Below are 12,176 nucleotides of genomic sequence, written 5' to 3'. Positions count from 1 at the left end.
AGGGTGGCTTGCACATGGAATTGACAGGATGGAAGGGAAGTCTCTATCGATACGGGAACTGGGCTATGAAACTGGCATCCTTGAATATGCTCTGGTTAGCCGGGATCATTGCTGGTGCTGTCATTGGCGGCGTCTTTCCTTCTACCGCTGCCATGTTTTCTGTCATCCGTAAGTGGATGCAAAATGCATCTCTCGACCTGTCCCTGGTTCCTACTTTCATAGAAGAGTATAAACGTGATTTTATAAAAGCGAACCTTTATGGATATGTTTGGGCTGCCATCGGGGTCATTCTTTATGTTGACCTGCAGTTCTTCCGCGGCATCCCGGCATTATGGGCAACCCTGTTCTCGTACTTCTTTTTTATCCTGGGAGTCATTTATCTTGCAGCTCTTCTTTTTGCCTTTCCGGTTTATGTCCATTTTGATATGCGCGTATTCTACTATTTCCGTAATTCTGTATACATCGCCCTATCCAACCCGATTTATTCCTTGCTGATGGGTTTGGGATTTTATTTCCCTTACGTATTAATTTCAAAGATTCCCGGGCTTCTGCCGTTTTACGGGGGAAGTTTAATTGCCATGCCATTGATGGGTCTATCCCTTCGGCTATTCGAATTGCTAGAACAAAAAGCTCGTGAATAGAAAAATATATATTGAATTTTCTTAAAATTTGTATTATTGTTATTTTATAAATACATGTCATATACATGTATAGACTGAATGAATCTACATATGAGAAAGGGGAGCTAGGTATGGAAGTGAAGCATGATCCTGAATATGATTCTTCCCTGGCCCTTCCAGATAAAATAAAAATGGACACGAAATGGAACAAGGTGAGGAAGAAGCTTTGGCGTGACAGGTACCTGATGCTGCTCCTGCTGCCTGGCGTTCTGTTTTTCCTGATCTATCGATATATTCCAATGGCTGGTCTTTTACTAGCTTTTAAGGATTATAGTCCATTCCGAGGATTTGCGGACAGTCCCTGGGTGGGATTGAAATATTTCCAGCTGATTTTCGAAGATAAAGAAGTGGTCCGGGTCATCTGGAACACCCTGCAGATTTCCTTGCTGCAAATCATCTTCGCGTTTCCCATTTCGATCCTGCTGGCACTGATGCTCAATGAATTGCGCAACCAGTTCCTTAAACGGTTCCTGCAGTCAATTGTTTATATGCCGCACTTCCTGTCATGGGTTGTTGTGGTAGGGATTACGGTCATCTTTTTAAGGAGCGAAGGGCTTGTCAATAACTTTCTTGCTCAATTCGGGATGGACGCCATGCCTTTCTTGACGGATCCTGCCTGGTTTAAGCCGCTCATTGTTCTCCAGATCATCTGGAAAGAGTCCGGTTGGGGAACGATCATCTTTTTGGCAGCGCTATCAGGGATAAGCCCGCATTTATACGAGGCGGCTGTCATGGATGGGGCGAACCGCTGGCGGCAGATCTGGCATATTACCCTGCCTGCGCTGAAAAGTACCATCATCATTATGCTGATCCTTCGATTAGGGAATGTCATGGACAGCGGATTTGAACAAATCTTCCTGATGCTGAATCCTTTCAATATGGATTCTGGGAATGTCCTTGATACCTTTGTTTACTTTAAGGGAATCCAGCAGGCGAATTACAGCTTCGCAACTGCGGTTGGACTGTTCAAAGGTGTAATCGGGCTTGTGCTGGTCGTCCTGGCGAACAGGCTTGCCAAGAAGTTTGGAGAGGAAGGCTTATATTAAACCGCGTGAGGAGGGGGCGTCATGTATAAAACGTCTGCCGGGGAAAAAGCTTTTGATGGTGTGAACATTCTGCTGCTTGTCATTATTGCCGCAACAATGATTTTCCCCTTTCTATACATTTTTGCTGTTTCTTTTTCGAGTCTAAGTGACTTCCTGGAAAACGACCTGCTTTTGTGGCCGAAGGAATGGGTGACGGATGCCTATACTTTCATCCTCGGGTCTGACCAGTTCATCCGCTCGATTTTCGTGACGATTTACATCACAGTCGTCGGGACGTTCGTCAACTTGTTCTTCACGTCAACGATGGCTTATGCGCTGACGAGAGGCATTTATGGACAGCGGACAATCCTTTTCCTAGTCCTTTTCACAATGCTGTTCTCAGCCGGAATGATCCCAACCTACATGATTGTAAAAGCAACTGGCTTGCTGAATACATGGTGGGCGCTGATCATCCCAGTCGCCATCAGTCCATTCAACCTGATCATCATGAGGCAATTCTTCTTGGGGATTCCTGAGGAGCTGAAGGAAGCCGCGATCATAGATGGAGCAAATGATATCCAGATTTTCACGAAGGTGATATTACCATTATCAAAACCGGCACTGGCAGCGTTTGGACTGTTCTACGCCGTCAGCCACTGGAACAGCTATTTTACCGGCGTGCTTTACTTGAGTGATCCGGCAAAATGGCCCATCCAGGTAATCCTGCGGCAGATCGTCATCGTCAATGAGCCCAATGCAGCACTGGGCGCCCATGAAATGATGGAATCACTGCCGCCGCCTGAAACGGTACAAATGGCAGCTATCCTTTTAGCTACCATTCCTATATTAATAGTCTACCCATTTCTGCAAAAGCATTTTGCTAAAGGAGTGATGCTTGGTTCAGTTAAAGGCTGATGGTGTTCGTTCATGTTTAGGGAATATATAAAAAAGCTGGAGGGGTTAATTTGAGGAGGAAGAATCTATTAGTCGGTGTTTTAAGTCTGTCTCTAAGCTTGTCACTGATTGGCTGTACATCAGAGGAAACCAAAGGCGATAAGGATAAAAAGGATAATGACGACAAAAAGGCTGCTGTTGATCCATTTGACCATAGTAAAAAATACGATGTGTCGGGAATGACTTTCCGTTTTGGCGATCCGCCGCCAGCTTCTAGTCCGGGGCTCAATCTGATCAATGAACGATTTAATGTCAACTACAAGCCTGAAATCATCCCACAGGGTGATTATGCTGAAAAATCCTCGGCGATCGTGGCCTCGGGCAGCATGCCGGATATGGTCGGTTTCCAGGGTGAAGACACCAGATTTTATCAGTGGGCTAAAGAAGCTGCTTTCCTTCCATTGGATGATTACCTGAAGCATTACGAAACACTTTCCAAAATTCCTGATCATGTCTATGACTCTTTTAAAGTGAATGGAAAGGTCTATGGAATTCCTAGATATGCAAATGAGTATCCGCTTGTACCGATTATCCGCAAGGACTGGCTGGATAGTCTAGGGCTGGAAGTGCCCACTAGCTATGAGGAGCTTGAAAAGGTAGCAGTCGCTTTTACAAAAAATGACCCTGACAAGAACGGCAAAAATGATACGTACGGACTTGCTATTGGGGAAAACATCAACCCTAACTTCAATATGGGAGCGTATTGGGACTTTGGAGCCTGGTACCATCAGAATGAAGATGGAGACTATATTCCAGGCATGATTTCAGAAGGACGCAAGGATTTGATCCAGTTCTTCGCCAACCTTTATAAAGAAGGCGCAATGACGAAGGATTTCGCCGTTCTGAATTGGGCGGATACGAATAATGAATTCTACTCAGGCAAAGCAGGAATCTTTGTCGGCGGTGTTTCTGGAATGAGCGAAGATTATATGTCTGGATTGCTGGCGATCCATCCTGACGCTGAATTCGTTGCACTTCCTCCATTCAAAGCTCCAGATGGCTCACAGGGCTTCACGATGGGATCTGGCTATTCAGGAATCCTGGCATTGAATGCGAAGCTTGCAGACGATGAAGGGAAAATCTTCAGGGTGCTAGAAATGGTCGATGCAGGCAAGAAGTTCTTCGCACATGAAGAAAGAAATCCGCAAAACCAGGATTTTGACTGGATGTGGGGGAAAGAAGGAAAAGGTTATAATATGGAAAACGGTGCGCCAGTCCGAGTACCGAACTTCTCATCTGATGGCCTTGCACCTTCCACTTACTTCATGGATAACAGAGAACACGTTCCATCCGACGCGAAAATCCGCTATGCTGATGATTACAAGCTTGAAGAAATGAAAAGCTTGGTCAATTCATTGCAAGATATGTTCGAAGCGAATGAGATGTACATCAACCCATCAAACGGAGTCATTTCTCAAACCAATCAGGAAAAAGGAACAGACCTGATGCAATTCCTCATGAACGAACAAGCCAAGATGATCGCCGGCCAAAGACCAGTCTCCGATTGGGATAAACTCGTCGAAGAATACCTCAAGCGCGGAGGCGACGCCATCATAAAAGAAGTAAATCAGGGAATCAAAGATAAAGGCTACGACGACCGTCAGTGGAAATAACTAGAATGTGCCAGGTGCCATCCAGAATAATGGATGGCACCTGGCACTTTTTGAGGTCCTTTGAAATGTCAATCTACTATAATAAAACTCTTGCTGAATACTGTCTGGTTAGCAATACTTCTCTTTAGATTAGTATGATCATTCCAGAAGTTATTGGTCTTGTTTCAACTTGAATTGTTTGCTGTCCAACCTTATCCAGGTCAGGGGAGTGTCTGACTTGGAATTTTTGTAGGCTCACGTGACCGTCCAGTACCGAGGTGGGACTCCACTCTCTATTGAAACGTAGGGTACGCCCCCTTGTTTCTGAATGATATAATAGTTAAATCATTGTATTCTGAGGCTGCATAAAATATTATGCAGCCTTTATCAAATCCAAAATAAGAAAGCAGCGTGATAATAATGGATTCCATAAGGCAGTTTATGGAGGACCATTTGCAAGAGATATTAGATGATATCAAGTTTCTGGTCGAATGTGATTCTCCATCATTGAATAAAAAACTCGTCGACCAGTGTGGAGAGAGGATTCAGGATCTTCTATATCTCTACTTCGGTAAACGGGCAGAAGTGTTGGAAGAAGAGGAATACGGAAATCACCTGAGATTCGAGTTCGGGGAAGGAGATGAAACAATCTTAATCCTTTCCCATTTTGATACAGTATGGGAGCCTGGAAAATTAGAGTTTAGAATCGAAGGCGATCTTGCGTACGGGTCTGGCATCCTGGATATGAAGGGGGGACTTGTACAAGCGCTTTGGGGAATAAGAGCCATTAAGGAATTGAATATCCCATTTCAAAAGAAAATTGTATACCTTTTTACTAGCGAAGAAGAAGTGAGCAGTCCGACATCACGCTATGTCATTGAAGAGATAGCGAAGGATTGCGATTATGCATTAGTTACGGAACCACCCGTTGTTCGGACGGGTGCCTTAAAAACGGCAAGAAAGGGTTCATCGCGTTATTATATTGATATTACTGGCAAGGCTGCCCACGCTGGCAACAACCATCATGAAGGAGCCAGTGCTATTCAAGAGGCTGCTAAGGCCATTGATTTTTTAGAATCCTTAACAGATTATGACGTTGGAACCACTGTCAATGTGGGATATGTTAAAGGCGGAGGCAAGCTAAATGTAGTGGCTGATCATGCAGAGATTGGCATCGATGTACGGGCGAAAACCAGTGAAGAACAGGAAAGAATTGATGAAATAATTAGTGAGCTGACACCTTTCACAGAGGGTACAAGTATAGAGATTCGAGGCGGCGTCTCTCGTCCACCGATGGAACGAAACGAAGATACAAAAATCCTGTTCCAGACCGCTAAAGAAGCAGCAAAAGAAGAAGGCATCAAGTTAAAAGAAGCATCTGTTGGAGGAGGAAGTGATGGAAACCTCACAGCCAACATGGGAGTCCCAACCTTAGATGGCCTCGGTACAATTGGAGACGGAATCCATGCAAGAAACGAACACATCATCATCAGTCAAATCCCTGAGCGCGCAGCATTTTTCTCCAACCTTCTGATAAATATTAGGAAATAGGGAAGCTTCTCTTGTCACATTTGGTAGTTAGCGAATACCAAGGGACGGTTCTCACGTCTCATTTTGGAGTGGAGATACCTTAATGAAGGTTTATTAAACGCAGAATAAATCTTTAGAGACGCCCTTTGATTCTATGTTCGGTTTGAGAGTAGATTTAGGGCGGAGGTAATGTCCTCCGCCCTACAATTTGTTATTCTTTTACTTCTTCATAGGCTTCCATCAGTATCTGTTCCATTTCGTTAACAAAATAGTTGAGCATCTTTTCGCCTTTTTCTTTGGTGGCTTTTGTTGCATCCCCATATACTCCACTTTTACTTAAGTCTCCTAATGAAATGGAGGATTTACCGTAGAGTTTTGGCTTTTCAGGGTATTCTCTTACGGCCTTGGACATGTCAACTAGTTCAGGTTTTAGAGCAAGCATGAGGGAAGTCTCAAACTCACATGCATGCACCATACCGTGCCAGGTAGGGGAGTCACAAAGATCTTCAATCATCTTGTTCAGGTTAGGATAGAACAGATAAATGACTGGAATATCGAGTTCATCGGCTAGTTCCCGGGTGGCGTATTTCATGCTGGCATTATTGGCATCATGGCCATTGACAAGAATCAGCATTTTAATTCCATATCGTGCTACACTGTGAGCGACATCTTTGATCACTGCTTCAACATGGTGCTGCTGAAGTGAAACCGTACCCGGGATGTCTCTCCATACCCAGGAGTAACCGAAAGGCTGGGTTGGCAGCAGCAAGGCACCGGTTTTTTCTGAGAGTTTCCTGGATACTCCTTCTGCAAGGTAGATGTCAACTCCAAGAGGGAGGTGGTGGCCATGCTGTTCAGTTGCTCCCATCGGTAAAATCGCCACAGGAAATTCTTTGATGGCTGCCTCGACTTCATCCCTTGTCATATTGATCAGTTCTCTTGCGTTTCCCATTGTGTCACCCCTCACTGCTTAAAATATTTGCGTATTTCTGAGCATTCCTTTTGATATTTTCTCTATCATTCTTCGTCGCACCTCGAGGGACAAGATCACTGCCAATCCCAAATGATGTACAGCCGGCTTTGTAATAGTCCCGGATATTATCTAGTGAGACGCCACCAACAGCCATAATGTTAATGTCAGGGAATGGTCCGTTTAGATTTTTGATGTAGTCTGTTCCAAGGTTGCTGGCAGGGAAAAGTTTTACAACGTTTATGTCAAGGTTCAGAGCCTGCATGATCTCGCCAGGTGTGAAGACACCCGGGAGAATTTCGACATTTAGCTCTTTGACTTCTTTTGCAAGCTCTTTATCCCATCCCGGAGTGATGATGTAACGTGCACCAGCATCAATTGCCTTTTTCGCCTGGGCAATTGATGTGACTGTTCCAACTCCAAGATGAATTTTATTTCCAAAGGTTTCACTCAGAATCCTGATGCATTCCAGTCCTTTTTCTTCTTCGCTTAAGGAAACCTCGACCCAGTCGATGCCTCCCTCAAGCAAAGCCTCCTGGATATCGATTACCTCACTTGGGTCAACTCCACGAATGATTGCTACGATCGTTCCTTTTTCTAAGTTCATCATTCCACCTCTTAAAACTGGCCGAGCCAGCGGGCTGGGTTTTTGATGAAAATGGTATCGATATCTTCCTGACTGATGCCTTCATTCAATAGGCGAGGGATGAATTTTTTGATGATATACTCGAAGCCGGGTCCGCCGCCATAGGCATGAAGATAACTCTTTCGGCCCATGTCTGCTGAAACCAGCAGCTGCTCAACATATCCGTGTTCGATCATATTTTTGATTAACTCTACACGGACACTGTCTGGATAGTACTTGATTTTACTTGCGCCATCAAACTGAACATATGCTCCGCGCTTAGCGAGCTCAAGGTGGTAGTATGGATCGGCGTTACGGTCACTGTGGCCTACAGCTACTTTGGTTAAATCCAACCCTTCATCCTCAAGGATATCCAGCATTTCTCCACCCATTGTTCCAGCTTCGGTATGGAGCCAAACCGGTGCGCCGGTCTCGAGTTGTGCCCTTGCCATTGCACGAGTTACTTTTTCCTCAAGAGGGTGGATCATCTGGTCCCATGAACCTGCTTTTAGGAATCCTGCCTTGGCAGAAGTTCCATCCATTCCGACAGTAACGTCCCTCACGAGTTTTTGGGTGATTTCTTCGATTTCTAATGCTTGTACCCATTTTGGAAAGTAAACATGCTTATTAAATCCTGAGGTCATGACTAAATTGACACCAGTTTCTTCTGCCATCCTGATTAGGTGCTTCGCATCGCGCCCATAATCAAGTGTTGTAGCATCTACCAGCGCATTGCCGCCAGCACGCTTAAATCTCCATAGTTCACTAACGCTTGCCTCATAGTCAGTCAGTTCTAAATCACGATCTTTTTGGCTTGCAGGCGGGTTTGCCCATAAGTGTTCATGGCTGTATGTGAAACCCAAGTCTTTTGCGTCAATATCTCCTAAAACAGTACGAACTTTACCCATTTTTATCACTCCTGATCTTATGATTGAAATAGTGAGAGGAAAGAATTTTTGCTCTTTCCTCTCCGAGTCAAATTAAATTTGAATACCGAACAGCATGCCTACGAGGCGAATAAGAACCACTACGATGATCGCGTCTGGAGAAGCGAACCACAGTCCTTCGATTCCATACTGTGTAACATCGACAAGAGGGTAGGCAAGGGCCACGAGCAAGGTCCAGCTGAGACCCAGGAAGAAACCACTTATAATGGCTCCGCGTCTTCCGCCGGTTGCGTTTCCGAATACACCTGCAGCACCGCCCATGAAGAACAAACCGATGACAGAAGGTAGAACGACAACTGGCAGGATGCTGGAAATGGCAGTAACCAATAATCCGCCAGCCAAAGCGGATAGGAAACCAAGTGTTACAGCGATTGGTGCGAATGAATAGAAAATCGGCACATCCAGAGCAGGCTTTGCACCGGGAACGATTTTTTCGCCAACCCCTTTAAAGGCTGGGACAATTTCGCCCAGGAACATTCGAACACCTTGAAGGAGGACAAGAATACCAACAACAAATGTCAGTGCCGACATGATGGAGAACTGAATTGTGTTCTGTCCGCCGGCTATTTCAGCCATTTTTGCTGGGTCAACAAATAGGGAAGTAACAACGTAAATGATAATCATGACGATTCCCATCAGGACACTCATGTCTTTTAAGAAGTCGAGTGACTTAGGGACTTTTACATCTTCGGATGACTTTTCCTTGTTCCCTAATTTTCCGCCAACCCATCCTGACAAGCTGATCCACGAGCTGCCCCAGAAACCAAAAGCAATATTATCATTGCCGGTGATTTTTCGGACAAACGGCTGGGAAATCGCAGGGAATAATACCATTGAAACACCTTGAATAATCGAACCAAGGACTACCGTCATTGTTGAGGATAACCCCATTTGATGGAAGACGATGGCCATTGTGCCAGCGAATGAAAACATCATATGGCCTGTTAGGAAGATGTACTTCCATTTTGTGAATCTGGCAATCACGAGATTAATTAAGAAAGAGAATACGAGAATAAAAGCCGTTTCTTTACCTAATACATTTTGAACCGCCGCAACAAGAGCGTTATCCTCCGCCACAATTCCCTTTAGTCCAAATGCTTCGGTAAACATCGTACTGAAGGGAATTAAAGCGGTTACAATAATATTCGCACCTTGCTGAAGAATCAAGAAACCAAAGATCGTTTTTAAAGTCCCCTTGATGACATCAGAGGTGGACTTTCTCAAAGCAATCAAGCCTAAGGCAGCGATAAGGGCCAATATGATCGCAGGATTACTTAAAATAGATACGATAAAGTCGAGCATCTATTTCACCCCTTTAGCAATTTTCTCAATGACTGGCATGACCTTTTGCTCTATCTCTTCCTTATCTAAAAGATTGTTGATGGATACTACTTCAACTGATTCATCGCTTAACTCGGAAGCAATTTCACTTGATGCAACCATGAAATCGCATGCTTTTCCCTTTGCAGATCCTAAATCTACAGCCTCGCCGTCAACCTCATATCCATGTTTCTTGGCGATTGCCTGAACGTCCATCAAAAGCATCAGTGATGTTCCAAAACCCATTCCGCAAACAGTAACGATTCTCATTTTCCCCAGCTCCTTAGTTTAAAATTGAAAGAATTTCTTCTTCTGAATCCGAGTTCAGGATGATTTCTAGCTTTGCCTTGTCTCCTAACACTGCAGCGATCGATTGCAGCATTCCAATATGGCTAGTGCTGTCAGTGCCGCAAATCGCACAAACTAATCGAACAGGGTCGTTGGTCGGATGGCCGAATACCACCGGATCCTTGAGTCGGACCAGGGAAAAGCCCTGTTCAAGAACACCATGTTCAGGTCTTGCATGGGGGATGGCAATGGAAGGGGCCAAAACGATATAAGGGCCAACATCTTCAAAGCCTTTTACCATTGCATCGATATATCGATCCTCTACCTTGTTTTCGGCGGCCAGAAGTGCTCCTGCTGCTCGAATGGCTTCTTCCGCAGTTTCTGCTTTAACATCCAATTGGATGAGGTTTTTATTGATGGTCAGCATCATGTTTCTCCTTCCGCAGAAAATGTTTTTAATTTATTTCTCCCAACTAAATCAATATCATATTCATATCGATCAGACCTGTTGGCCATTTCAACCATCTCAAATGGAGTCCCATCAGGAAGGTAGGAAACCCGGGTAATATGAAGGATGGCTGAATCAGGAGAAATCCCTAATTCCAATGCCTCAAGGTCAGTAGCTAATCTGGCTTTGACCCTTTCATGGGCTCTTTCAAGCTGGATTCCGTAATCCTCCTCAAGAATTTCATACAGGGATTCTTTCGTTAGGCCCTTTTCCAGAAAACCTGGTGTGAATTTAGAGCGGAAGTAATTAATCAGGATGGAAATCGGTTCTCCATCTGCGCATCGCAAACGCTTCAAACAGATAACTTTCTCGCCTTTAGATAATTGAAGCTCTGCGGCAATTTTCTTCGATGGTTCAATTTCATTGATGATCAAATTCTTAGTCTCTGTTTGTTTGCCTTTTAATCGCATTTCCTCTGTCCAACTGGTGATGTTACCTGCCTTTTGGACGATATTCTTAGACTGAACAAAGGTTCCTCTACCTTGTGTCTTTGTCACAATGCCTTCACTAGTCAGTTCTTCTATTGTTTTTCTGACGGTAATACGGCTGACCCCAAACAATTTTTCAATCTCGGATTCAATCGGAAGAGCATCGCCTTCCTTTAAATTTTTTTCAATGTACTCCAAAAGTGCTTCTTTTAATTGCTTATAAAGAGGCACCTTCGAACGTTTATCTAGCTGCAAAATTGTTATCACCTTCTTTTTAAAGATTATGATGAATTACTTTGTAATCGCTTACTTATATAATAACATCATAATGAATTATGTCAAATGTTTTTAAAAAACGGGAAAGGTTATGATGTTTAGGGGGGTGACATCGGAAATACTAGGGTTTTTTTAAGTAAGTTAGAAATATGTATCTAAGCCAGGAGCAAGAACTCCTGATGACTATATTGGTCAAAAAGTGAAATTCCACGGCAAAGTGATTCAAGTTATTGAAGGTGACGGTCTGATTCAAATCAGGTTTGCTGTTAATGATAATTACGACACCATTCTTTTTGCAAAATTTGATGCATTAATTGTTTCATCGAGGATATTGGAAGACGATGTGATTACAATCATGGGATTATCAACTGGTTTAATTAGTTATGAATCTACAATGGGCGGCAAAATATCCATTCCTGGAGTAGATATTGAGAAAATAGAACAGTAAAAGGATAAATTACCTCGTAAAGCATAGAAATAATACACTGTGCTTCTTTCTTTGAAATGAAAGAGTGAGGGAACTAACTGCATTGCATTAAAAAATGACTATCCAAAAAGATAGTCATTCGGGAGATTTATTCGCTTGTGATAAACCCAGTATGGAGAACTTACGAAACAAGAACTTTAGGATTCGCACCATACTTGTTATCGTTTGCCTCGCTATCCAAACAAGTGAGGACCAGCAAGATAATCCCTCCGACCAAAGGAATAAAATTAACTAAGTAGATCCAGCCGCTGTGTCCAATATCGTGCAATCTACGGACTGTGACAGAAAGGGATGGAATCAACATAAATAAATAATAGATAACTAGGAGTACAAACAAAAAATCCGAATTCGTGGCCTCTTCTAAAAGATAGAGCGCACCAAGAAATATTAGGTTAAATAAAGTAAACATCCAGTATTCTTTACGTCTTGCTCTGTCTTTAAAATTGGCATAATTTTTTATTGCCTTTAAATACCACTGCATATAAATGACCCCACTTTAAACATGAATTTATATTTTCTCTAAGCTAGCTTTAATTAATCGAATCA

The 12,176-nt window shown here is 43.5% G+C and carries 14 protein-coding genes; 6 read left to right on the top strand and 8 right to left on the bottom strand.

Going from position 1 to position 12,176, the window contains the following annotated elements; all coding sequences use genetic code 11:
* Window positions 1-14 precede the first annotated feature (14 nt).
* The 5 genes from M3593_RS13440 (at window position 15) to M3593_RS13420 (ending at window position 5,802) form a co-directional block, all read left to right on the top strand.
* Window positions 15-641, top strand: coding sequence for a YesL family protein (locus M3593_RS13440; protein ID WP_251542684.1), 627 nt, complete (start codon window positions 15-17; stop codon window positions 639-641).
* Window positions 642-811: 170 nt separating this feature from the next.
* Complete coding sequence (locus M3593_RS13435; RefSeq protein ID WP_251542824.1) at window positions 812-1,726, top strand: ABC transporter permease; 915 nt, start codon at window positions 812-814, stop codon at window positions 1,724-1,726.
* A gap of 21 nt (window positions 1,727-1,747) precedes the next feature.
* Window positions 1,748-2,620, top strand: a complete 873-nt coding sequence (locus M3593_RS13430; protein ID WP_251542686.1) for a carbohydrate ABC transporter permease — start codon at window positions 1,748-1,750, stop codon at window positions 2,618-2,620.
* Between the two features lie 50 nt (window positions 2,621-2,670).
* Complete coding sequence (locus M3593_RS13425) at window positions 2,671-4,272, top strand: extracellular solute-binding protein (protein ID WP_251542688.1); 1,602 nt, start codon at window positions 2,671-2,673, stop codon at window positions 4,270-4,272.
* Between the two features lie 432 nt (window positions 4,273-4,704).
* Window positions 4,705-5,802, top strand: coding sequence for a M20 family metallopeptidase (locus M3593_RS13420; RefSeq protein ID WP_353056093.1), 1,098 nt, complete (start codon window positions 4,705-4,707; stop codon window positions 5,800-5,802).
* 190 nt (window positions 5,803-5,992) lie between these two features.
* Here the strand turns inward: M3593_RS13420 and M3593_RS13415 are convergent, their stop codons facing one another.
* From M3593_RS13415 to M3593_RS13385, 7 genes are all read right to left on the bottom strand, one after another.
* The gene (locus M3593_RS13415) at window positions 5,993-6,733 is read right to left on the bottom strand and encodes a creatininase family protein (protein ID WP_251542692.1); all 741 of its coding nucleotides are present in this window, start codon (window positions 6,731-6,733) and stop codon (window positions 5,993-5,995) included.
* Window positions 6,734-6,737: 4 nt separating this feature from the next.
* Window positions 6,738-7,361, bottom strand: coding sequence for a bifunctional 4-hydroxy-2-oxoglutarate aldolase/2-dehydro-3-deoxy-phosphogluconate aldolase (locus M3593_RS13410; protein ID WP_251542694.1), 624 nt, complete (start codon window positions 7,359-7,361; stop codon window positions 6,738-6,740).
* Between the two features lie 8 nt (window positions 7,362-7,369).
* Window positions 7,370-8,284, bottom strand: coding sequence for a phosphotriesterase family protein (locus tag M3593_RS13405; protein WP_251542696.1), 915 nt, complete (start codon window positions 8,282-8,284; stop codon window positions 7,370-7,372).
* A 72-nt stretch (window positions 8,285-8,356) separates the two neighbouring features.
* A complete protein-coding gene (locus tag M3593_RS13400) occupies window positions 8,357-9,625 on the bottom strand; it encodes a PTS ascorbate transporter subunit IIC (protein WP_251542698.1) in 1,269 nt (422 codons plus the stop codon).
* Window positions 9,626-9,913 carry a PTS sugar transporter subunit IIB gene (locus M3593_RS13395; protein ID WP_213370154.1) on the bottom strand — a complete coding sequence of 96 codons (288 nt, stop codon included), beginning with the start codon at window positions 9,911-9,913 and terminating at the stop codon, window positions 9,626-9,628.
* 13 nt (window positions 9,914-9,926) lie between these two features.
* Entirely contained in the window at window positions 9,927-10,358 is a 432-nt protein-coding gene (locus M3593_RS13390) for a PTS sugar transporter subunit IIA (protein WP_483308921.1), read from the bottom strand.
* On the bottom strand, window positions 10,358-11,122 hold the full coding sequence (locus M3593_RS13385; RefSeq protein ID WP_251542702.1) for a GntR family transcriptional regulator: 765 nt from the start codon (window positions 11,120-11,122) through the stop codon (window positions 10,358-10,360). The genes M3593_RS13390 and M3593_RS13385 overlap by 1 nt, the downstream gene beginning before the upstream one ends.
* Window positions 11,123-11,342: 220 nt before the next feature.
* Between M3593_RS13385 and M3593_RS13380 the strand changes: the two genes are divergently transcribed.
* Entirely contained in the window at window positions 11,343-11,591 is a 249-nt protein-coding gene (locus M3593_RS13380; protein WP_285848023.1) for a hypothetical protein, read from the top strand.
* 160 nt (window positions 11,592-11,751) lie between these two features.
* Here the strand turns inward: M3593_RS13380 and M3593_RS13375 are convergent, their stop codons facing one another.
* Window positions 11,752-12,111, bottom strand: coding sequence for a DUF805 domain-containing protein (locus tag M3593_RS13375; RefSeq protein WP_251542703.1), 360 nt, complete (start codon window positions 12,109-12,111; stop codon window positions 11,752-11,754).
* Window positions 12,112-12,176 lie beyond the last annotated feature (65 nt).

The sequence above is a fragment of the Mesobacillus sp. MER 48 genome (assembly GCF_023714225.1).
GTDB lineage: Bacteria > Bacillota > Bacilli > Bacillales > Cytobacillaceae > Mesobacillus > Mesobacillus oceanisediminis_A.
This window is presented reverse-complemented; position numbering and strand designations above follow the sequence as displayed.